The organism is Pseudomonas parakoreensis (assembly GCF_021602155.1).
GTDB lineage: Bacteria > Pseudomonadota > Gammaproteobacteria > Pseudomonadales > Pseudomonadaceae > Aquipseudomonas > Aquipseudomonas parakoreensis.
Genome location: NZ_BQHY01000012.1, coordinates 146,845 through 170,239, shown reverse-complemented (window position 1 = coordinate 170,239; position 23,395 = coordinate 146,845). Strand labels below are relative to the sequence as shown.

General features: G+C 60.7%; 18 protein-coding genes. 12 read left to right on the top strand and 6 right to left on the bottom strand.

What is annotated here, in order from left to right:
* The first annotated feature begins 314 nt into the window (after positions 1-314).
* The gene (locus L6D63_RS19880) at positions 315-1,733 is read left to right on the top strand and encodes an amino acid permease (RefSeq protein ID WP_047292463.1); all 1,419 of its coding nucleotides are present in this window, start codon (positions 315-317) and stop codon (positions 1,731-1,733) included.
* A 115-nt stretch (positions 1,734-1,848) separates the two neighbouring features.
* A complete protein-coding gene (arfB, locus tag L6D63_RS19875) occupies positions 1,849-2,262 on the top strand; it encodes an alternative ribosome rescue aminoacyl-tRNA hydrolase ArfB (protein WP_095667202.1) in 414 nt (137 codons plus the stop codon).
* On the opposite strand, the gene L6D63_RS19870 is transcribed toward arfB, so the two are convergent.
* From L6D63_RS19870 to phhA, 6 genes are all read right to left on the bottom strand, one after another.
* Positions 2,259-3,446 carry an MFS transporter gene (locus L6D63_RS19870; protein ID WP_183082875.1) on the bottom strand — a complete coding sequence of 396 codons (1,188 nt, stop codon included), beginning with the start codon at positions 3,444-3,446 and terminating at the stop codon, positions 2,259-2,261. The genes arfB and L6D63_RS19870 overlap by 4 nt on opposite strands.
* Positions 3,447-3,562: 116 nt before the next feature.
* Positions 3,563-3,745, bottom strand: coding sequence for a hypothetical protein (locus tag L6D63_RS19865; protein WP_007965516.1), 183 nt, complete (start codon positions 3,743-3,745; stop codon positions 3,563-3,565).
* A 70-nt stretch (positions 3,746-3,815) separates the two neighbouring features.
* A complete protein-coding gene (locus L6D63_RS28640) occupies positions 3,816-3,947 on the bottom strand; it encodes a hypothetical protein (protein WP_257012244.1) in 132 nt (43 codons plus the stop codon).
* Positions 3,948-4,274: 327 nt separating this feature from the next.
* Entirely contained in the window at positions 4,275-5,468 is a 1,194-nt protein-coding gene (locus L6D63_RS19860) for an amino acid aminotransferase (protein WP_131669979.1), read from the bottom strand.
* On the bottom strand, positions 5,468-5,824 hold the full coding sequence (locus L6D63_RS19855) for a 4a-hydroxytetrahydrobiopterin dehydratase (protein WP_131669980.1): 357 nt from the start codon (positions 5,822-5,824) through the stop codon (positions 5,468-5,470). Before L6D63_RS19855 ends, L6D63_RS19860 begins: the two co-directional genes overlap by 1 nt.
* Positions 5,825-5,942: 118 nt before the next feature.
* Complete coding sequence (gene phhA, locus L6D63_RS19850; RefSeq protein WP_131669981.1) at positions 5,943-6,734, bottom strand: phenylalanine 4-monooxygenase; 792 nt, start codon at positions 6,732-6,734, stop codon at positions 5,943-5,945.
* Between the two features lie 384 nt (positions 6,735-7,118).
* On the opposite strand from phhA, the gene L6D63_RS19845 reads away from it, so the two are divergent.
* The 10 genes from L6D63_RS19845 to L6D63_RS19800 all read left to right on the top strand — a co-directional run bounded on the left by L6D63_RS19845 (position 7,119) and on the right by L6D63_RS19800 (position 23,345).
* Positions 7,119-8,681, top strand: coding sequence for a sigma-54-dependent phenylalanine hydroxylase transcriptional regulator PhhR (locus tag L6D63_RS19845; RefSeq protein ID WP_041073049.1), 1,563 nt, complete (start codon positions 7,119-7,121; stop codon positions 8,679-8,681).
* A 349-nt stretch (positions 8,682-9,030) separates the two neighbouring features.
* Positions 9,031-9,771 carry a flagellar basal body rod protein FlgF gene (locus L6D63_RS19840; RefSeq protein WP_007965507.1) on the top strand — a complete coding sequence of 247 codons (741 nt, stop codon included), beginning with the start codon at positions 9,031-9,033 and terminating at the stop codon, positions 9,769-9,771.
* 45 nt (positions 9,772-9,816) lie between these two features.
* The gene (gene flgG, locus L6D63_RS19835; RefSeq protein WP_003222804.1) at positions 9,817-10,602 is read left to right on the top strand and encodes a flagellar basal-body rod protein FlgG; all 786 of its coding nucleotides are present in this window, start codon (positions 9,817-9,819) and stop codon (positions 10,600-10,602) included.
* 51 nt (positions 10,603-10,653) lie between these two features.
* A complete protein-coding gene (flgH, locus tag L6D63_RS19830) occupies positions 10,654-11,349 on the top strand; it encodes a flagellar basal body L-ring protein FlgH (RefSeq protein ID WP_007965503.1) in 696 nt (231 codons plus the stop codon).
* A 27-nt stretch (positions 11,350-11,376) separates the two neighbouring features.
* On the top strand, positions 11,377-12,465 hold the full coding sequence (locus tag L6D63_RS19825; protein ID WP_161794916.1) for a flagellar basal body P-ring protein FlgI: 1,089 nt from the start codon (positions 11,377-11,379) through the stop codon (positions 12,463-12,465).
* Positions 12,466-12,476: 11 nt separating this feature from the next.
* A complete protein-coding gene (gene flgJ / locus L6D63_RS19820; RefSeq protein WP_047292477.1) occupies positions 12,477-13,763 on the top strand; it encodes a flagellar assembly peptidoglycan hydrolase FlgJ in 1,287 nt (428 codons plus the stop codon).
* 21 nt (positions 13,764-13,784) lie between these two features.
* The gene (gene flgK / locus L6D63_RS19815; RefSeq protein ID WP_095667196.1) at positions 13,785-15,830 is read left to right on the top strand and encodes a flagellar hook-associated protein FlgK; all 2,046 of its coding nucleotides are present in this window, start codon (positions 13,785-13,787) and stop codon (positions 15,828-15,830) included.
* Positions 15,831-15,843: 13 nt separating this feature from the next.
* Positions 15,844-17,415: a flagellar hook-associated protein 3 gene (locus L6D63_RS19810; RefSeq protein WP_047292481.1), complete on the top strand. Its 1,572-nt coding sequence runs from the start codon at positions 15,844-15,846 to the stop codon at positions 17,413-17,415.
* 109 nt (positions 17,416-17,524) lie between these two features.
* Positions 17,525-21,118 (top strand): glycosyltransferase, encoded by a 3,594-nt coding sequence (locus L6D63_RS19805; protein ID WP_095667195.1) that lies wholly within the window; start codon positions 17,525-17,527, stop codon positions 21,116-21,118.
* A gap of 220 nt (positions 21,119-21,338) precedes the next feature.
* Positions 21,339-23,345 (top strand): calcium-binding protein, encoded by a 2,007-nt coding sequence (locus L6D63_RS19800; RefSeq protein ID WP_131669982.1) that lies wholly within the window; start codon positions 21,339-21,341, stop codon positions 23,343-23,345.
* Positions 23,346-23,395: the final 50 nt, after the last annotated feature.

Sequence of the window (23,395 nt, the reverse complement as noted above, 5' to 3'; positions counted from 1 at the left end):
AATCCCGGCAGGCGCCACGCTGATCCAGCGGGGTCTGGCAGCAGGGGGTTAGGGGTGTACAATGCGCCGCGTTTTAACTGTGACCCTCTGCGTAATCGCGCAAACCTCAAGGCTATCCGCCTTGTTCACTCCGCCACGTCACAAGCGTGTCGGGTTCGATTTCGTCACAGATAAAAACAAACAGGTGACGCATGACCGTTGTAAAAACGCTGAATTCCTGGTGCTTGCGCTGGGGTTTGATCGGGGTTGTCTGAAATCGCAACCTTGCAGCAACGTCTACTGAACATCATCAAACCTTGCGTGGGACCTTTTTCATGAGTGGACAAAACTCGCAATCAGGCGAGCTGAAACGCGGCCTGAAAAATCGCCATATTCAACTGATCGCCCTCGGTGGTGCGATTGGTACCGGATTGTTCCTCGGCTCGGCCGGGGTCCTGAAATCCGCGGGCCCGTCGATGATCCTCGGCTACGCCATCTGCGGCTTCATCGCCTTCATGATCATGCGCCAGCTCGGCGAGATGATCGTCGAAGAGCCGGTGGCCGGTTCCTTCAGCCATTTCGCGCACAAGTACTGGGGCGGTTTTGCCGGTTTCCTGTCGGGCTGGAACTGCTGGATTCTGTACATTCTGGTGGGCATGTCGGAGCTGACAGCGGTCGGCAAGTACATCCACTACTGGGCGCCGGACATCCCGACCTGGGTCACCGCCGCTGCATTCTTCGTGCTGATCAACGCGATCAACCTGGCCAACGTCAAAGTCTTCGGTGAAGCTGAATTCTGGTTCGCGATCATCAAGGTCGTGGCGATCGTCGGCATGATCGCGCTGGGCAGCTACCTGCTGGTCAGCGGCCATGGCGGTCCGCAGGCCTCGGTCAGTAACCTGTGGTCGCACGGCGGGTTCTTCCCCAACGGTGTCAGCGGCCTGGTGATGGCGATGGCGATCATCATGTTCTCCTTCGGCGGTCTGGAAATGCTCGGTTTCACTGCAGCCGAGGCCGACAAGCCGAAAACCGTGATCCCGAAAGCGATCAACCAGGTGATCTACCGGATCCTGATTTTCTACATCGGCGCGCTGGTGATCCTGCTGTCGCTGACCCCATGGGACAGCTTGCTGGAAACGCTCAATGCGTCCGGCGATTCGTACAGCGGCAGCCCGTTCGTGCAGGTGTTCTCGATGCTCGGCAGCAACACCGCCGCGCACATCCTCAACTTTGTGGTACTGACCGCGGCGCTGTCGGTGTACAACAGCGGTACTTACTGCAACAGCCGCATGCTGCTGGGTATGGCCGAGCAGGGTGATGCGCCGAAAGGTCTGGCGAAAATCGACAAACGCGGCGTGCCGGTGCGTTCGATCCTCGCGTCCGCGGCGGTCACGCTGGTGGCGGTGTTGCTTAACTACCTGATGCCGCAACAGGCGCTGGAACTGTTGATGTCGCTGGTGGTGGCCACCCTGGTGATCAACTGGGCGATGATCAGCTTCTCGCACTTCAAGTTCCGTCAGCACATGAACAAGACACAGCAGACGCCGCTGTTCAAGGCGCTGTGGTACCCGTACGGTAACTACGTCTGCCTGGCGTTCGTCGCGTTCATCCTCGGCGTGATGTTGCTGATCCCGGGCATCCAGATATCGGTGTACGCGATTCCGGTGTGGGTCGTGTTCATGTGGGTCTGCTACGTGATCAAGAACAAACGCGGTGCGCAGCAGGCGCTGCACGCGGCCAGTGCTTCCAAGTAAGCGCTGAGGCAAAAACGACAAACCCGGCCAATGCGCCGGGTTTTTTATTGCCCCTTCGGCAGCTCCTACAGGGTTGATGGCGTATCCTGCTGCTTCTGAATACGGACGCTTTTCCATGCTGGTGATTTCCAACAACGTGCATCTGCCGGATGCCGAGATCGAACTGACGGCCATTCGCGCGCAAGGCGCCGGTGGGCAGAATGTCAACAAGGTCTCCAGCGCTGTGCACCTGCGCTTCGACATTCCGGCCTCGTCCTTGCCCGAGTTCTACAAGGAGCGGCTGCTGGCACTGCGTGACAGCCGCATCACCAGCGATGGCGTGCTGATTATCAAGGCTCAGCAATACCGCACGCAGGAAGCCAACCGCGCCGATGCGCTGCAGCGTCTGGTCGAGCTGATTCTCAGCGCCACCAAGGTCGAAAAGAAACGCCGCCCGACCAAACCGACCCTCGGCTCGAAGAAGCGCCGGCTCGAATCCAAGACCAAGCGTGGCAGCATCAAGGCCGGGCGGGGCAAGGTGGATTTCTAATCTTCGAGGTACTTCGCCGTGTGCTTGTAAAGGTACACGCTCAACGCCAGGCCGCTCAGCGCAGCGAGGGCGGCGAACAGGAAGATCGAAGCGAAACCGAAACCCGACGCAATGGCCCCGGCCAACGGCCCGGTAATCCCCAAAGACAAGTCGATGAACAGCGAATAAGCGCCAACGGCCGCGCCTCGGCTGGAGGCCGGCACCAGGTTCACCGCTTCCACGCCCAGCGCCGGGAAGACCAGCGAGAAGCCGAAACCGCTCAGCGCCGCCCCGGCCAGTGCCCAATGTGCGTCTGGCGCTAGCCACAGCAGTAACAGGCCGAGGGTTTCCACCGACAGGCAGGCGATCGCCACGCGAAAGCCGCCGAGGCGGTTGATCAGGTTGCCGAACAGCAGACGCGCGCCGATGAAGCTGGCGCCGAACAGGCTCAGGCACAACACCGCGTTATCCCAGTGCCGAGTGGCGTAATACAGGGTGATGAAGGTGGCGATGGTGCCGAAACCGATCGAGCCCAGTGCCAGACCGCAGCCGTGCGGGAACACGCGACCGAGCACATGCATGAACGGCAGACGCTCGCCGGCGACAATCGGCGCTGCGGTTTTCGGCCACGCCAGCAGCAAGCCCAGCGCCGCCAGCAGAATGATGCTGACGCCCATGCTCCACAGCCCCAACTGGCCGACCAGCCACACGCCGAACGGCGCACCCACCGCCAGCGCGCCGTAACTGGCGATGCCGTTCCACGAGATGACTTTGGCGGTATTCGCCGCGCCAACGCGGCCGATGCCCCAGCCGATTGAACCGGAGCCGACCAGGCTTTCCGCGCTGCCCAGCACCAGACGGCCGATCAACAGGCTGATCAGGCTGAGCATCGGCAGGTTCGGTGTCCACGCCGAAATCAGCATGAACACGCCGCTCAAGCCGCAACCGGCCAGACCAATCATCACCGCGCGCTTGCTGCCCTGGTTGTCGATGATCTTGCCGGCGTACGGACGGCTGAGCAGGGTGGCGAGGTATTGCACGCTGATCACCAGCCCGGCAATCACCGCGCCAAAGCCCAGATCACTGTGGACGTAACCGGGCAACACCGCGAGCGGAATGCCGATGTTCAGGTAGCCGATGAAAGTGAAGAGAACGATGGAAACGACTTGCAGCGTGACCGCCAGGGGGCGCTGGGGTTGTGGCATAGAGGACGACATGGGGAACGATCCACGGCAAAGCAGGATTAGATAGGCTGCTTATGATACCGGCGCGAACGCATCTGGGGCGGGGAAAAGTAAAACTATTTGCCGGATAGGGGGTATCAGGGTTTGGCCGGGGCGACCAGTTGCGTGGTGACGAGGGCGGCGAGGGCGTTTTCTTCGCTGCCGAAACGGGCGAGCAAGGCAGCCTGTTTTTCCGGAGAAAGGCGCTGCCAGATCTCGATCATTTTCTCGGTAGCGCCGATCAGGACGGCGGCTTGGCTTTCGGAGAATTCGTCGGTCATGGCGGGCTCGGTTTCAGGCAGTGTGGAAAGCGCATCTTAGCGCTTTCCACACGGTCTGTACGGCGGGGTTTTACTCTTCGTTGTCAGCCTGGCGGCGTTCAGCGGCTTCTTTCGGCTCGGGCTGTTGGGCACCGGCTTGTTGCGTGGTCGTCTGCTCAGGTACGTGCAGGCTTGGGAAGGGGAGATTAGGAATCTCGTGCATGGTTGCGCTCCTCGCTAAGTCTGTTGATAGATCTGGTAGATCCGCGCTTCTTGAAAGCCTGCGCAGGATACAGCAGGAAAAATGACAATCAGACTTTTAATTCAAATTAATGCGACAGATGGCCGCAGGGGAGGGCGTATTCCAAGTGTGGGTGTGAATAAACCTGTGGCGAGGGGATTTATCCCCGATCGGCTGCGAAGCAGTCGTAAAACAATTGCACGCGCCATATCAGACATTTCGCGATTGCAGTGTTGGGGCCGCTTCGCTGCCCATCGGGGATAAATCCCCTCACCACAGGGCTCACTCCTAAGAGGGGGGATTGCGGGGTTATTTGCAGACGTCAGCGATGGCGTCGGCCAGCAGTGCCAGACGCGTGGCATCTATGCCGGCGACGTTCGCCCGTCCCGAGCTGACCATGTACACGCTGTGCTGCTCACGCAGTTGTTTGACCTGCTCCGGCGACAGCCCGGTGTAGGAGAACATGCCGCGTTGCACGCCAATGTGCGCAAAGCGCTCGCGCAGACCGTGCGGTTCCAGTGCTTCGACCAGACCGCTGCGCAACTGCGCGATGCGTAGGCGCATGGCTTCCACTTCGTCGGTCCAGCGTGCTTTCAGCTCCGGATCGGCGAGGATGGTCGCGACCACGGCTGCACCGTGATCCGGTGGCGTTGACCACAGGTTGCGGGCGATGTGGGCCAGTTGGCTGCGGAGGTCGATCAGCTTGTCGGCGGTTTTCGCGCAAACAATCAGCGCCCCGGTGCGGTCGCGGTACAGGCCGAAGTTTTTCGAGCAGGAGCTGGTGATCAGCAACTCGGGCACTTCGGCAGCGAACAGTCGGGTCGACCATGCGTCCTGCTGCAGCCCGTCGCCAAAGCCCTGGTAGGCGAAGTCGATCAGTGGCAGCAGGTCACGCCGGCGCACGACGTCGAGCACGCGTTGCCAGTCGTCATGGTTCAGGTCGAAACCGGTCGGGTTGTGGCAGCAGGCATGCAGCAGCACCACGTCGCCTTGCGGCACTTCGTTGAGCACGGCAAGCATCGCGTCGACGTCGAGGCGGTTGTCGCTGCCCACGTACGGGTAATGACTGACCTTGACTCCGGCGGCGGCGAAAATCGTCTCGTGGATCGGCCAGGTCGGGTTGCTCAGCCACACGCCCTTGCCCGGCAGGCACTGGGCGATGAAATCGGCGGCCAGACGCAGGGCGCCAGTGCCGCCCGGGGTCTGGGTGGCGCCAGCGCGCTGTTCGGCGATGAGCTTCGAGTCGGCGCCAAGCACCAGCTCATTGATGACCTTGCCGAACAATGGGTTGCCGTGCCCGCCGATGTAGGTCTTGGTGTCCTGGCGTTCGACCAGTCGCGCTTCGGCGATTTTCACCGCTTCGGGGATCGGCGTCAGGCCCTGGGCATCCTTGTAGACGCCAACGCCGAGGTCGAACTTGCGCGGGTTACTGTCCTGCGCATAGGCCTCCATCAAACCGAGGATCGGGTCGCCGGGTACCCGGCCGATGGCGTCAAAGTGCATTACTTGCGTCCTTCTGCGGTCTTGGCCGCTTCATCAGTGCGCGCGGCCATGATGAAGTCGTTGCGGTGCAGGCCTTTGATCGAGTGGCTCCACCAGGTCACGGTGACTTTGCCCCACTCGGTCAGCAGACCCGGGTGGTGACCTTCGGCCTCGGAGATCTCGCCGACGGCGTTGGTGAAGGCCAGTGCGTGCTTGAAGTTTTTGAACAGGAAGACTTTCTCCAGCTGCATGATGCTGTCGCGCACTTCGATGTTCCAGTCAGGGATCTGCTTGATCAGGATCGGCAGTTCTTCGTCGCTGACTTGTGGCGCATCGGCACGGCAGGCTTCGCAGTGGGCTTGGTTCAAAGTGGACATGGTCTGATTCCTGAAATCGAGTGTGTTTTTTTTATAGAAACTATCGGCCCGTCAATGCCGTCACGCTAAACCAAAGTGGCGGCGACTGACAGACTCAATTGTCAGCAAAAGTCGCGGATCACGCGGCTTTCGGTTTTGGCGGAAACTTCGGTGCGTGCAACCCCAACTGCATGCCTTGCTTGACCATGCCCATGATGTCTTCGTGGGCCAGGTCGAACAGGCGCTTGAGGTTGGGCAGGACAAAATAAAGCGGCTGCAGGATGTCGATGCGATACGGCGTGCGCATGGCTTCCAGCGGGTCGAAGGCCTGATGTTCGGGCTCGTCCGACAGCGAATAAACGGTTTCCTTCGGCGAGGACAGGATGCCGCCGCCATAGATGCGTTGGCCTTGCGGGGTGTCGACCAGGCCGAACTCGATGGTCATCCAGTACAGGCGCGCCAGGTACACGCGCTCTTCCTTGGTGGCCTGCAGGCCGAGCTTGCCGTAGGTGTGGGTGAATTCGGCGAACCATGGATTGGTCAGCAGCGGGCAATGACCGAAGATCTCGTGGAAGATGTCCGGCTCTTGCAGGTAGTCCAGTTCTTCGCGGGTACGAATGAATGTAGCCACCGGAAACTGCTTGCTGGCGAGCAGTTCGAAGAAGGTCTGGAAGGGGATCAGTGCCGGGACGCGGGCAACCTGCCAACCGGTGGTCTCACCGAGCACCTTGTTGACCTCGCCCAGTTGCGGAATGCGGTCGTGGGGCAGACCGAGTTTTTCGATACCGTCCAGGTATTCCTGGCACGCCCGACCCTCGATCACTTTCAGCTGGCGAGTGATCAGCGTGTTCCACACCGCATGTTCTTCGGCGGGGTAGTCGATAAAACCTTGCGCATCGGGCTCGCGGGCCACGTATTGCGTCTGCTTCATACTGCTCTCCTGCTAGGGGAATTCGTTCTTGTTATGTCCAGCGATGGGGTCAGGATTACCCGAGAGTGGGGCGGGATGCAGCAGGTTGAACGCGATCGTTGTAGGAAAAATCACTGTATTTTGTAAATAAATCGTTACGCTTTGGCGGGTATCTCGCGTTTGCGCTGATTTGCAGGTTTGAAAAGGCGTGTGGCTGTCACATAATCTTGACAACTATCTGCGCGCCTCGACAGAAAAGTCAGGCGTTACCCCCTGTGGGAGCGAGCCTGCTCGCGAATGCGGTCTGTCTGACACATCTATGCTGAGTGTGCAGCCGCCCTCGCGAGCAGGCTCGCTCCCACAGGTCTGTGTTCAACCTTATTGCTGGTTTGTCGAGTCATTCATATGCGTATCAAAGTCCACTGCCAGAACCGCATCGGCATCCTGCGCGACATCCTCAACCTGTTGGTGGAGTACGGGATCAACGTGGCGCGCGGTGAGGTCGGCGGCGAGCACGGCAATGCGATCTACCTGCACTGCCCGAACCTGATCAACATTCAGTTCCAGGCGCTGCGGCCGAAGTTCGAGGCGATTGCCGGGGTATTTGGGGTCAAGCGCGTCGGGTTGATGCCCAGTGAGCGTCGGCACATGGAGTTGAACGCGTTGCTTGGCGCGCTGGAATTTCCGGTGCTGTCGATCGACATGGGCGGCTCGATCGTTGCCGCCAACCGCGCGGCCGCGCAGTTGCTCGGGGTGCGCGTGGACGAGGTGCCGGGGATTCCGCTGTCGCGCTATGCCGAGGATTTCGACCTGCCGGAACTGGTGCGCGCCAACAAGTCGCGAATCAACGGCATGCGCGTCAAGGTCAAGGGCGACATCTTTCTCGCCGACATCGCGCCGCTGCAATCGGAGCACGACGACAGCGAAGCCATGGCCGGTGCGGTGCTGACCCTGCACCGCGCCGACCGCGTCGGCGAGCGCATCTATAACGTGCGCAAACAGGAGCTGCGTGGCTTCGACAGTATCTTCCAGAGTTCGAAGGTGATGGCGGCGGTGGTGCGTGAGGCCCGGCGCATGGCGCCACTGGATGCGCCGCTATTGATCGAAGGCGAAACCGGCACCGGCAAAGAATTGCTGGCGCGCGCCTGTCACCTCGCCAGTCCGCGTGGGCAGTCACCATTGATGGCACTCAACTGCGCGGGGCTGCCGGAGTCGATGGCCGAGACCGAGCTGTTCGGCTACGGCCCCGGCGCGTTCGAGGGCGCGCGCGCCGAGGGCAAACTCGGCCTGCTGGAACTGACGGCGGGCGGTACGCTGTTTCTTGATGGCGTAGGCGAAATGAGCCCGCGCTTGCAGGTGAAGTTGCTGCGCTTTCTGCAGGACGGCTGTTTCCGCCGGGTCGGCAGTGATGAAGAGGTGTATCTGGATGTGCGAGTGATCTGCGCCACTCAGGTCGACTTGTCCGAGCTGTGCGCGCGCGGCGAGTTTCGTCAGGATCTGTATCACCGCTTGAATGTGCTGTCGCTGCACATCCCGCCGCTGCGCGAATGCCTCGACGGTTTGACCCCGCTGGTCGAGCACTTCCTCGATCAGGCCAGTCGGCAGATCGGTTGCTCGCTGCCGAAACTGGCGCCGGCGGCGATGGAGCGCCTCAGTCACTATCACTGGCCGGGCAACGTGCGGCAGCTGGAGAACGTTCTGTTTCAGGCGGTTTCGCTGTGTGACGGCGGCACGGTCAAGGCCGAGCATATTCGCTTGCCGGACTACGGCGTGCGTCAGCCGCTTGGCGATTTCTCGCTGGAAGGCGGGCTGGACGAAATCGTCGGGCGTTTTGAAAAAGCGGTGCTGGAGCGCCTGTATTCCGAGCACCCGAGCAGTCGGCAACTGGGTAAGCGGTTGGGGGTTTCGCACACCACCATTGCCAATAAGCTGCGCGAGTATGAAGTTGGTAAAGACCCTGCCGAGTAACTATTGTGGCGAGGGAGCTTGCTCCCGCTCGGCTGCGCAGCAGTCGTAAGCCCGAACAATACGGTTTATCTGATACACCGTATTGAATGGGTTTGGGGTTGCTACGCAACCCAGCGGGAGCAAGCTCCCTCACCACAGGTTTTATTTCCATCCGCAAGTCGGGATTGCCGCCAAGCGGCATAACACCGCCGGTTTTTCGACTTCGATACATTTCAAATTTCCCCGCAAACCCCCTCAAGTCCTTTGTTTACCGGGCTGCAAGCCGCCAGAAAAAAGTTGGTCTGCAAATTGCTTATGGCTCAGCAGTACAGCGGTGGGCGGCAAACGTCCGGCATGCAGAGGAAAGAGTGTGGACAAGTACCTTTATGTGGCAATGACCGGCGCCAGTCAGAACGCACTGGCGCAAAAGGCCCATGCCAACAACCTGGCGAACATCTCCACCAATGGTTTTCAGCGCGACCTGGAGCAGGCGCGTTCGATGCCGGTGTTCGGTGACAGCTTTCCGGCGCGTGCGTTTGCCATGAGCGAACGGCCCGCCACTGATTTCACCGCCGGTTCGCTGGTGCAGACCGGCCGCGACCTCGACGTGGCCGTGACCGGCAACGGTTTTATCGCCGTGCAGAACCCCAACGGCGGCGAAAGTTACGTGCGCACCGGCAGCCTCAACATCGACGCCCTCGGCGTATTGCGCGCCGGCAATGGCATGCCGGTACTCGGCAACGGTGGTCCGATCGCCGTGCCGCCGGAGCAGCAGGTCGAAGTCGGTGAAGACGGCACCATCAGTATTCGTGCGATGGGCGAAGGTCCGCGCGTCATGGCGGAAGTCGACCGGATCAAACTGGTCAACCCGGACATCAAGAACCTCAACAAAGGCCTCGACGGCTCGATCTACACCAAGGACGGCCAGCCGGCGCCGGCCGATGCCAACGTCAAGCTGGTGTCGGGTTTCCTTGAGTCGAGCAACGTCAACGCCGTGGAAGAAATGACCTCGGTGCTGGCTCTGGCCAAGCAGTTCGAGTTGCACGTCAAGATGATGAACACCGCCAAAGACGACGACCAGGCCATGGCTCGGGTCTTGCAGATCAGCTAATTATCAGAACGTCGCGCCGTAAAACAGGCGCACGAGGAGAATCGAATGCTTCCGGCTCTATGGGTTGCCAAAACCGGTCTGTCCGCGCAGGACACCAACCTGACCACCATTTCCAACAACCTGGCGAACGTCTCGACCACGGGTTTCAAACGTGACCGTGCCGAGTTCCAGGACCTGCTGTATCAGATCAAGCGTCAGCCAGGCGCCCAGTCGACCCAGGACAGCGAACTGCCATCGGGTCTGCAACTGGGTACCGGTGTGCGCATCGTCGGCACCCAGAAAAACTTCACCGCCGGCAGCCTGCAAACCACCGAGCAGCCGCTGGACATGGCCATCGACGGTCGCGGTTTCTTCCAGATCCTGCAGCCGGACGGCACCACGTCCTACACCCGTGACGGTACTTTCCACCTCGACTCCAACGGCCAGATCGTCAACGCCAGCGGTTTCGCCCTGGAGCCGGCCATCGTCATCCCGAACAACGCCCAGAGCTTCACTGTCGGCACCGACGGCACCGTGTCGATCACGGTGCCAGGCAACCCGGCCGCTCAGGTGATCGGCAACCTGCAAACCGCCGACTTCATCAACCCGGCCGGTCTGCAGGCGGTGGGCAACAACCTGTTCCTGGAAACCGCTGCTTCCGGCGCGCCGCAAATCGGCACCCCGGGCCTGAACGGTTTCGGTACCACCCTGCAGAACACCCTGGAAGGTTCCAACGTCAGCACGGTTGAAGAGATGGTCAACATGATCACCACTCAGCGCGCCTACGAGATGAACTCCAAGGTGATCTCCACCGCCGATCAGATGCTCTCGTTCGTAACGCAGAATCTGTAATCAAGTCTATGGGGCGGCCTGAGGCCGCCAGCAACACCGTGAGGTAGGGTCATGAAACGCTTCGTATCTGTTCTGGCATTGGGTGGGGTCGTCTCGCTCGCGGGCTGCGTCGCACCGACGCCCAAGCCCAATGACCCTTACTACGCTCCGGTGTTGCCGCGCACGCCACTGCCGGCGGCGGCCAACAACGGCTCGATCTATCAGGCCGGCTTCGAGCAAAACCTGTACAGCGACCGCAAGGCGTTCCGCGTTGGTGACATCATCACCATCACCCTGAACGAGAAGACTCAGGCGAGCAAGAACGCCAACTCTCAGGTGGCCAAGAACAGCAAGACCGGCATCGGCCTGACCTCGCTGTTCGGCGGCAGTGGCACCACCAACAACCCGTTGGGTGGCAATGACCTGAGCCTCGACGTCGGCTACAGCGGCGACCGCGCGACCAAGGGCGACAGCAAGGCCGCGCAGGGCAACACCCTGACCGGCTCGATCACCGTGACCGTGGCCGATGTGCTGCCCAACGGCATCATCGCCGTGCGCGGCGAGAAGTGGATGACCCTCAACACCGGCGACGAGCTGGTGCGGATCGCAGGTCTCGTGCGTGCCGATGACATCGCCACCGACAACACCGTGTCGTCGACCCGTGTCGCCGATGCGCGCATCACCTACTCGGGCACCGGTTCGTTTGCCGATGCGAGTCAGCCAGGCTGGTTCGACCGTTTCTTCCTCAGCCCGCTGTTCCCTTTCTAGGTGGCGACTTTGAATTTCAAGAGCCTCATGCTGGCTGCGGCCCTGTTGTCCGCAGCCTTTGGTGCCCACGCCGAGCGGCTGAAAGATATCGCCAGCATTTCCGGCGTGCGTTCCAACCAGTTGATCGGTTACGGCCTGGTGGTCGGGCTTAACGGCACTGGCGACCAGACGACGCAGACCCCGTTCACCCTGCAGACCTTCAACAACATGCTCTCGCAGTTCGGCATCAAGGTGCCGCCAGGGTCGGGTAACGTGCAGTTGAAAAACGTCGCGGCGGTGTCGGTGAGTGCCGATCTGCCGGCGTTCGCCAAACCGGGTCAGCAGGTCGACATCACCGTGTCTTCGATCGGTAACTCCAAGAGCCTGCGCGGCGGTACCCTGTTGCTGACCCCGCTCAAAGGTATCGACGGCAACGTCTACGCCATTGCTCAGGGCAACCTGGTGGTCGGCGGTTTCGATGCCGAAGGGCGTGACGGTTCGAAGATCACCGTCAACGTTCCGTCGGCCGGTCGTATTCCGGGCGGTGCTTCGGTAGAACGTTCGGTGCCGAGCGGTTTCAACCAGGGCAACAGCCTGACGCTGAACCTCAACCGCTCCGACTTCACCACTGCCAAGCGCATCGTCGACAAGATCAACGACATGCTCGGCCCTGGCGTGGCGCAAGCCATCGACGGTGGCTCGATTCGTGTGACCGCGCCGCTCGACCCGAGCCAGCGTGTCGACTATCTGTCGATCCTGGAAAACCTTGAAGTCGACCCGGGTCAGGCGGTGGCGAAAGTCATCATCAACTCGCGCACCGGCACCATCGTCATCGGTCAGAACGTGAAAGTTTCGCCGGCCGCCGTGACCCACGGCAGCCTGACCGTGACCATCACCGAAGACCCGATCGTCAGTCAGCCGGGCCCGTTGTCCAATGGGCAGACGGCCGTGGTGCCACGCTCGCGGGTCAACGCCCAGCAGGAAGCCAAGCCGATGTTCAAGTTCGGCCCGGGCACCACCCTCGACGAGATCGTGCGGGCAGTGAACCAGGTGGGCGCGGCACCGGGTGACCTGATGGCCATTCTCGAAGCTCTGAAGCAGGCCGGCGCGTTGCAAGCCGACCTGATCGTGATCTGAGGACGGCGACCATGGATATGCGCAAAGGCAGTCTGGTGGGCACTGGCGATTCGGGTTCTTACTCCGACCTCAATCGCCTGAACCAGCTCAAGGTCGGCGACAAGAACAGCGATGCGAACATGCGCAAGGTGGCGCAGGAATTCGAATCGCTGTTCCTTGGCGAAATGCTCAAGTCGATGCGTTCGGCCACCGAGGCGTTGGGTAAAGACAACCCGATGAACACCCCGGCGGCCAAGCAATATCAGGAAATGTACGACCAGCAACTGGCGGTCTCGCTGTCCCGTGAGGGCGGGGGTATCGGTCTGGCCGACGTGCTGATGAAGCAGATGTCGAGGAACAAACCGCTGGCGCCAGGCGAGGCGGCGGCCGCGTCCGCCGCCAAGCAAGAGGCGGCGAAAGCGGCTGCGGTGCAGACGCCGATTGCCGCCGGCACGACCGCCACCCAGGGGCCGTTATCGCGGCTCAATGGCGAGCGTCCGTTGTGGGCGTCGCGTTCCGGGCGTGTCGCCACGACCGAAGCCTCGCACAGCAATGACATGGCCATGATCAACAAGCGTCGTCTGGCCTTGCCGCCGAAACTGGCCGATCGTTTGCTCGCCGGTCTGGTGCCTTCCGCTACGCCGACCGCCGCCAATGCCTTGCCGCAACGTGCCGCAACGACGGCCACTACCGGCGCCGGTCCGCTGTACAACGGCGACTGGCTGACCCGTGCCGAAGACGCCAAGGCGTCCGGCGGGCAGATGCAGATTTACGGCCGAGCGATGGCGCAGATTCCGCTGGCGCCGGCCAAGCGCGCCTTCAGCTCCGCCGATGAATTCGTCAATACCATGCTGCCGATGGCCAAAGAAGCCGCCGCGCGTATTGGCGTCGATCCGCGTTATCTGGTGGCGCAGGCCGCACTGGAAACCGGCTGGGGCAAATCGGTCATGCGTGCCCAGGATGGCAGCAGCAGCCACAACCTGTTCGGCATCAAGGCCAGCAGCAACTGGACTGGCGATTCGGCCCGGGCGATCACCAGCGAGTTCCGCAACGGGCAGATGGTCAAGGAGACGGCGCAGTTCCGTTCCTATGCCTCGTACAAGGACAGTTTCCACGATCTGGTGACTTTGCTGCAGACCAACAATCGCTATCAAGATGTGGTGAAGTCGGCCGATAACCCAGAACAGTTTGTACGCGAGTTGCAAAAGGCCGGTTACGCGACCGACCCGAACTACGCGACGAAGATTTCGCAGATAGCCAAGCAGATGAACAGTTTCGAAAACTACGCTGCGGCCGGCGTTTCAACGACGCCTCTATAAACACACGGTAAGGTTTGAATCATGAGTTTGCTCAATATCGGGATGTCGGGGTTGTCCGCGAGTTCTTCCTCTCTCGCGACCACAGGTAACAACATTGCCAACGTCGACACCGCCGGGTATTCACGCCAGCAAACCGTGCAGAGCACCAAGTCCTCGCAGCAGTTCGGCAACGTCTTCATCGGGACGGGGACGACCCTGGCCGATGTGCGCCGGGTCTACAACTCTTACCTCGAAAACCAGCTGCATACCGCCACCTCGCTCAATAGCGAAGCGGCTGCGTACGGTGCCCAGGCCACTGCGCTGGATGCCTCGATGTCCGACACCAACACCGGCCTGACCGGTGTGCTGCAGAAATTCTTCACCTCGATGCAGGGCGTGGCGACCTCGGCCACGGACGACACCTCCCGTCAGTCGGTGCTGACCGGTGCGCAGGCGCTGACCAGCCGTTTCAATGCCCTGGCCAAACAGCTGAACGATCAGAACACCACGATCAACGGCAACCTTGCGGACATGACGTCGCAAGTGAACAAACTGGCCACCTCGATTGCCAATCTCAACCAGAAGATCGGCGAGATTTCCACCAGCGGCGGTCAGCCGAACGATTTGCTCGACAGCCGTAACGAAGCCGTGCGCCAGCTCTCCGAGCTGACCGGTGCGCAGGTCGTTGAACGGGGTACCAGTTTTGATGTGTACATCGGTACCGGCCAACCGCTGGTGATCGGCAACACCACCAACACCCTGAGCACCGTGCCGAGCAAGGACGATCCGACGCGCATGGCCATTCAAATGGACCGTGGCTCAAGCGTCATCGACATCACCTCGGCCATGAGCGGTGGCGAAATCGGTGGTCTGCTGACCTACCGCAAAGAAGTGCTCGATCCGTCGCTCAACGAGTTGGGCCGTGTCGCGCTGGTGGTGGCCGATCAGGTCAACAGCCAGCAAGCCCAGGGCATCGACAAGAACGGTGACTTCGGTGCAGCGATCTTCAATAACATCAACAGTGCCGCGCTGATCAGCCAGCGCAGCATTGCGCAGGCGGGCAATAGCGCCGGCTCGGGCAACCTCGATGTCACCATCAAGGACACCGGCAAGCTGACCACCAGCGATTATCAGGTGACCTTCACCAGCGCCACCAACTATTCGGTCAAGCGCTCCGATGGCACTGACATGGGCTCGTTCAGCACCACGACCACGCCGCCACCTGTGATTGACGGTTTCACCCTGGCCCTCAACGGCGGCGCCCTGAGCGCGGGCGACACCTTCAAGGTGACCCCGACCCGTAACGCGGCCAGTTCCATCCAGACCGTATTGACTGATCCGAAGAAAATCGCCGCGGCAGCACCCTTGACCGGCGTGGCCAGTGCCAACAATTCCGGTACCTACACCCAGCCGACGCTGACCGACACGGTCGACATCTACAACCCGGCGTCGCAGACCGAGTTGCAAAATGCGCTCAAATATTCAACGCCGGTCAAGCTGGTGTTCGGTGCGGTCGCCAGTGGCAGCCAGTCGTACAACATGGTCGACGCCAAGGGCAACACCATCGGTTCGGGCACCATCGTGCCGGGGCAGGCCAACACCTTGAACCTCAAGGTCGGCATGGTCGACTCCACCGGTGCTCCGGTGATGGACACCACGGTCACGCCGAACGTGCAGAAGACTTTCACTGTGCAGACCACCGTGGGGGCGACGCCAAAATCCGGCGAAACCTTCACCATCAACCTGACCGGCGCGGCCTCTTCGGACAACCGCAACGCCCAGGCACTGGTTGGCTTGCAGACCAAACAGACCGTGGACACCGGCAGCGGCAGCAAGGGCATCAGCCTGACCGACGCCTACAACAAACTGGTGACCAACGTCGGTACCAAGGCTGCGCAGAGCAAGTCCGACAACGACGCCACCTCGGTGATCCTCGATCAGGCCAAGGGCGCGCGTGATTCGCTGTCTCAGGTCAACCTCGATGAAGAGACCGGTAACCTGGTCAAGTATCAGCAGTACTACACAGCGTCTTCGCAGATCATCAAAGCTGCGCAGGAAACTTTCGCCACGCTGATCAACAGTCTTTAAGGAGTCGTAATTCATGCGCATTTCCACCGCCCAGTATTACGCGACGCAAGCTGCTCAATATCAGCGCAACTACAGCAAGACGGTCGCGACCGCCAACGAAGCGAGCAGCCTGCAGCGCATCAACACCGCTGCCGACGATCCGATCGGCGCCGGTCGTCTGCTCAAGCTGGGTCAGCAAAGTGCGATGCTCGATCAGTATCAGGGCAACATCGACACCACCAAGAGTGCGCTGACCGTGCAGGAGTCCACTCTGAACTCCATTACCACGGCTTTGCAGCGCGCCAAGGAAATCGGCCTGGCGGCCAACAACGGCATCGCCACCGACGACAACCGCAAGGCCTATGCGGCAGAACTGAGCCAGATCCAGCAACAAGTGCTGGGCCTGATGAACTCCAAGGATGCCAACGGCAACTATCTGTTCTCCGGTTCCAAGACCGATACCGCGCCGTACTCGCAAAACGTCGACGGCACCTACACCTACAACGGTGACCAGACCCAGATCAACCTGGGCATTGGCGACGGCATGTCGGTCGCGACCAACACCACCGGTTGGGATGCGTTCCAGCAGACCATCAACACCAGCCGTACGCAGACCAACATGACCGCTCCGGCGGTGGATGACGGTCGTGTGGTGCTGTCCAACGGTACGGTTGGCACCGCGGCGACCTACAACGCCAAGTTCACGGCGGGCCAGCCATACACCGTGGATTTCATCAGCAGCACGCAGTTGAAAATCACCGATGCCCTGGGCAACGACGTGACGTCCGAGGCCAGCCAGAACGGCCTGATCAGCAACAGCAATGGTGCCAACCAGACGGTCAGCTTCCGTGGCGTCGACATGAAGTTGAACATCAACCTCAAGGCCGGTGACACCAACCCGGACGCGGTAATCGCCGGTCACAGCTTCCAACTGTCGGCCACGCCTGACTCGTTCACCACCGCGCGCAGCCCGGGCAACCCGTCGACTGCCGTCATCACCGGCTCCAGCGTCACCAACCAGGCAGCCTACAGCGCAGCCTTCCCGTCGGGCGGCGGGGCAGTGCTGAAGTTCACCAGCGCCACCGATTTCGACCTGTACGCGGCACCTGTTACCGCCGACAGCAAGCCGGTGTCGTCGGGCACCATGGTCGGCGGTAACGCCACGGCCGCCGGTGTGACCTTCGCCATTGGCGGTACGCCGGGCGCGGGCGATCAGTTCTCGATCCAGTCCAACAACCACCAGACCCAGAACGTGCTCGACACCCTGGGCCAGATGGTCACGGCGCTGAACCTGCCGGTCGACGGTGATCCGGTGGTCAAACAGCAATTCCAGGGGGCCATGGAGTCGGCGTTGAGCAACATCGACAGCGCCTCCAACCAGATTGGCGCCGCCGTGACCTCGATCGGTGCGCGCGGTCAGTCGCTGGATGACCAGGACACCACCAACCAGAGCCTGATCCAGGCCAACACCACGACTCAGGGTTCGATCCGTGATTCGGATCCGGCCGAGGTGATGACCCGCCTGACGTTGCAACAGACCATGCTGCAAGCCTCGCAACTGGCGTTCAGCAAGATCAGTCAGTTGGGTCTGTTCAACAAGATCTGACGTTGGACGGGCGCCTCGGTGCCCGTTTGTCTCGTCCCTCAGTTAATGTTTTTTTGCGGTTTCATGGGCTCGCTTTACCGAGCGGGCTCGTACCGCCTGTGAGCCCGCCGTGAATTCACTTCCTCTCGTCAGTCTGGTCATTCCCGCCTTCAATCCGCGCTTCTTCGAGCGGACGTTGAACAGTGCGGTGAGCCAGACTTATGGCCAACTCGAAATCATCGTTTGCGACGACAGCCGCGGCAGCGAGATTGAAGCCATCGTTGCGGCGGTAGTCGAGCAGTCCGGCGTCGCCGTGCGTTACGTACGCAATCCGCGCACCCTGGGCATGGTCGGCAATCTCAAGGCCTGCCTGGAACAGGCGCAGGGCCAATTGGTCAAATTTCTGTGCGACGACGACCATCTCTACGCCGCCTGTGTTGAACAGCAAGCGCAGGAAATGGTGCGTGAGGAAGTCCGACTGGTACTGGCTCAGCGTCTGTTCTGGGACGCTGACGACATCATTCTTCCGGCGCGTCTGGAAAACACTTCGCTGTCTCCGCTCAGTGGCTTGTTCAAGGGTGACGACCTGCTGGGTATCTTTGAAAAATTTCCGGTCAATGTGCTGGGTGGGTTCACCAATGCGCTGTTCCGCCGGGAAGATCTTGTCGAGTTGCTGCCGGCGTTGACTCAGGAAGGCCACTGTTTTGTGGCAACCCTGGATTTCGCGCTGTTCGTCTGTCTGATGCGGCGCGGCAATGTGGCGGTGTCCAACAATGTGCTCAGTGCCGAGCGTCTGTACCCGGAGCGCCTGAGCGCCCAGCAGTCGATGAAAGATGCGGTTGAAGTCGAGCGCGAGTGGATTCTGCAAATGCTCAAGGCGCGCAGCGGCGAATCTGCGCCTGCCCCGGGCTGGGTTCGCTACATCCCACTGACCAAGGTTGATGAGGCGCCACGGGTCTGGGAGGAGTTGCCCCTGAGCCGCACCCTGGGTACCAAGCAGAGTCGGCAGGAGTGGTGTGTCGGCATCGACAGCTGGAGTTTTGCCGAGCTTTACGCGCAATGGCTGGAGTGCCGGGTGCTCACCGAGGGGCAGCGCAAGTTGCTGCCGGAGACCCTGGCTGGCTGGTCGCATCAGCCGCGCATCGTACCGATCGTCATCGATCGCGACGGCAGTCGCGACGGCGTCGAGCGCACGCTGGAGGCGCTTGCCGCACAGGATTATCTGCCGGAACTGATTCTGGTGCTGTCCACTGCCTGTTCCGAGGCCGAGCTCGATGGTCGAGTGTTCCGCATGCCGTTGCAGGACGACGGACTGGAGCAGATCAACGCGTTGTTGCCGCAACTGGAAGGGGCCGACTGGTTCTACCTGTTGCAGGCCGGCGATCGTCCGGTGGTGCCGGCGTTGTTGATCATGGCCGAGCGCATCGCCCATTCTGCGGCGCTGACGTGTCTGTACAGCGATGAAGGCAGCCTGCGCAACGGCGAATCGGCGGAGCCTGCGTTCAAGCCGGATTTCAACCTCGACCTGCTGCGCAGTTACCCGTACGTCGGTCGCGCGCTGGCGTTCAAGCGCGAACGCTTTCTGGCGCTGGGCGGGTTCGCGGCGACGTTTGCCGAGTTGGCCCCCCACGACGTGCTGTGGCGCATGGTCGAAAGTGACGGTACGCAGGTGGTCGGACATGTCGCCGAAGTTCTGCTGCAATCGCCATTCGATCTGTCCGCCTGGCTCGCCGCTCCGGCGGTCATCGAGCAGAATCCGCGTGTACTCGAGGCCCATCTGCAGCGCTTGGGGATTGCCCATGAGATCCGCCGTGGCAGTTCCGAGCTGCTCAATCGTGTCGACTATCACCATGTCCGGCGTCCGCTGGTGTCGATCATTATTGTGACCAAGGATCAGACGGCTGCCTTGCAGCGCTGCGTCGAGACGCTGTTGGAGAAGACCGCTTACTCCGAGTACGAGTTGTTGCTGGTCGACAACGGCAGTGAAAGCCACGAGGCGCGGGCCTGGCTGGACGGCATGGCGCAGCTGGGCGGCGAGCGGATTCGTGTCCTGAACTACCCGCAGCAGGGCAACGCGGCGGCGCTGCATAATTTTGCGGTAGGGCAGGCGCGTGGTGAATACGTGCTGCTGCTCAATTCGTTTGCGGTAATTACCCAGGCCGACTGGCTCGACGAACTGCTCAATCATGCGCAGCGCCCGGAAGTCGGCGTGGTCGGCGCCAAGCTGTTCAATCCTGATGGGTGCGTGCTGCACGCGGGTCTGATACTTGGTCTGCAAGGTGCAGTGGGTTTGCCGTTCTATGGTCAGTCGTTGCATTCGGATGGTTACATGTTCCGGCTGCAAGCGGTCCATGACCTGAGTGCCGTCGGTGGCGATTGCCTGATGGTGCGCAAGGCGGTTTACGAGTCTGTCGCCGGTCTTGATGAGCAAGCGCTTAAACAGGCGCTGAATGTCGTGGATCTGTGCCTGCGGATTGGTCAGGAAGGATATCTGGTGGTGTGGACTCCTTATGCCTTGCTGGCGCTGGGCGCACGCCCCAGTGTCCAGGCGACGGCAGAAGAGGAGCAACTGCAGCTTCAGGAGCAGGAAACCTTCTATCAGCGCTGGTTGCCGCGCATTGCCCGTGATCCGGCCTTCAACGTCAATTTGTCGTTGCAGGGTGTCGGTGCGACGAGCTTCAGTCTGGAGCCGGGCCTGCGTACGGGCTGGAGTGCATTTTCCCGGGCGCAGTTGCCGAACGTGCTTGCCGTGCCGATCAACGCCTCGGCCATCGGTCACTACCGCATGAGCCAGCCGCTGATTGAACTGGAAGCGGCCAACCGCGCTGAAGGGCGGATTTGCTATGGCCTGCCGTCGATCATTGATATCGAGCGTCAGTCCCCGGACGTGATTGTTCTGCAAGGGCGTTATTCGCAAAGTGCCATCGATGAAATTCCGCCGCTGAAGAAGTTCTGCCACGCCCGGCGCATTTTTGAACTCGATGATTATGTGATCGACGTTCCCCATCGCAATGCACATATTCGCAACATGCCCAATAAACAGGAAATGGCGCGGATGGTGCGCAGTGCGATCAACCTGTGTGATCGCGTGGTGGTATCGACCCAGCCACTGGCCAATGCGTTGTCGGACATGCACCACGATATTCGCGTCGTCCCCAATATGCTCGCGCGCAACTTGTGGACTGACTTGCGCAGCCAGCGCCGCACGTCGAAAAAACCACGGGTCGGCTGGGGCGGTGGCACCAGTCACCACGGCGACCTGGCGGTGATTGCCGATGTCGTGCGTGAGCTGGCCAGCGAAGTCGACTGGGTGTTCTTCGGCATGTGCCCGGATGATCTGCGTCCGTACATGCATGAATTCCACGGGGTAATCCCGTTGGAAGTGTACCCGGCCAAACTGGCAAGCTTGAATCTCGATCTGGCGCTGGCACCACTGGAATTCCACATCTTCAACGACTGCAAGAGCAACCTGCGTCTGCTGGAGTACGGCGCCTGCGGTTACCCGGTGATCTGCACCGATACCGAGGCCTATCGCGGCTACCTGCCGTGCACCCGGGTCAAGACCAACAGCACCGATGAATGGCTGCAGGCGATCCGCATGCACCTGGCCGATCCCGATGCGAGCTATCGCATGGGCGATGAACTGCGAGAAATCGTATTGCGCGACTACGTACTGCGGGGCGACAACCTGCGCTATTGGGAAAACGGCTGGCTGGCGGATTGACCGGCACTGCTGAAAAAGGCGACTTTCGAGTCGCCTTTTTTGCGTCTTCAATATCCTGTTCGTATCAGTATCGACACTTTTTTACCGCAGAGCCTCAAGCATAGCGCTTTTCCTGTCGATACTTCTCTATTCGCTGACCTCGGACGGTTGCTGCTGGCGTGATCGGCTTGTTACCGGGAGGCAGGTTTCCGGATTCAACAACAATGCAAGGAAGAAGCAAATGGCAGTGATTTATGGGACGAGTGAAGCCGATGTCATGAGCGGCAGTGAAGGCAACGACGAGCTCTTCGGACTGGAATCGGATGATCAGATCTGGGGGACTGCCGGAGCCGATCTGTTGGATGGTGGCGAGGGTTTTGATTCTGTGGATTATCGAATCATGTCTTCGGGCGTCAGCGTCGATATCCGCCAAGGGCTTGCCAGCGTCACGAAGGCAGATGGTTCCATCGACACGCTGGTTGCCATCGAAAAAGTGGTCGGCAGCTTCCTCGATGACACCCTTGCCAGTTCGGTTTCCGGCGTCACGCTGGAAGGCAGTGGCGGGGATGACGTTTACATCATCGGCAGTGAGGGCGTGACGATCATCGAAGACGAGCGCGGCGGCTACGACGAGTTGCGCACCAGCGTTAACATCCAGAAGATGGACCCGTTCCTCGACAAAATGACCTTCACCGGAACCGGCGACTTCAAGGGCTACGGCAATGCCGAGCACAACGTGATCATTGCCGGCGCCGGTAATGACTGGCTGTGGGGTGGCGACGGCGGCGATCAGTTCATCGGCGGCGAGGGCTTCGACACCGTCAGCTACACCGACAGCCTTGAAGGCGTCAGTATCGAGCTCTCGAGCATTTGGGGCGCCACTGGCATTGCATTCGGCGATACCTACTCGAGCATCGAGGCCGTGCAGGGTTCGAATTTCAACGATGTGATCTTTGCCGGCGCAAGCGCAATGGTCATGGACGGTGCCGATGGCTTTGACGCCGTCGATTACAGCCGTTCCAACGATGCGGTCAGCATCGAGTTTCGTGATGGCAAGGGCTTCGGTTCCGGCGGTTACGCCGAGGGCGACACCTTGATCAATGTGGAAAAGGTTGTCGGGACTAACCTGGACGATCACTTCACTGCCAACTCGGGCGGCGTGACCTTCGAAGGTGGCTGGGGCAGCGACGTCTACACGATCAACAGCGAGGGTGTGACCATCGTCGAGACAGAATCAGGCATGGGGTTTGACGAGCTGTACACCAGCCTGTCGGTCATGAAGATGGACCCGTTCATCGAGAAAATGACCTACACCGGTACAGCCGATTTCACCGGTTATGGCAATGATTCCGACAACTACATCTTCGGCGGCAGCGGCGATGACCTGTTCTACGGTGGCGCTGGACGGGATGTCTTCGTGGGCGGCGCGGGAACGGACATCGTCAGCTATGAGGACAGCGACACGGGTGTGGTGGCCACGCTGTGGAGAATCGGCCAGAACGGCACGGCTGACGGTGACACGCATTACGATGTCGAAGGCTTGCGTGGCAGCCATTTTAACGATGAGCTGGGTGCCAACAGGGAAGATACGATTCTGGAAGGCAGCAGTGGTGACGATACCCTGAACGGCAACGATGGCAACGATCATCTCTATGGCGGGCTGAAGTCCGGTCTCGACGGCGACGCGGCGCAGGCTGACAAATTGTTCGGCGGCAACGGCGATGACGTCATCGTTAGTGCTGCGAATGACCTGGGCACTGTGGCGGACGGTGGACAAGGCAGTGACACCATCACGGTCCACAACGGCAGTGCCTTTGGTGATGACGGTTTTGACGTGCTCACCGGCACCGGCAACAGTTATCTGTTGTCAGGTGGCAGTGGCAACGATGTGCTGAACCTCAATCTTCAGGGGCAGTCCGGTACTGGCGGCACCGCACTGGGCGGTATGGGTGACGATACCTACATTGTGAACAGCACCGGGCTGGTATCGATTCAGGACGAGGGCTGGGATCTCAACGACACCCTGATCCTGAACACCATCGCCAATATCAGCCAGTTGAACGTCACCCGCATCGGTGACGACGTCTATTTGCATGGTGCCAACGACGGCAGCGCCGGTGTGCCGGACAACGGCGTGAAACTGGCGGGATGGTACGCCGGGTTCAACAACATCGAGCACCTGCAGACTGCCGACGGCCAGGTCTACGACCTGCCGGCGACGGTTGATGGGTTCGCCATGTTCGGCTGATCACTGATCTGTTGATGCAACGCAAGGAAAGGGATGAATCCGCTGCTGGA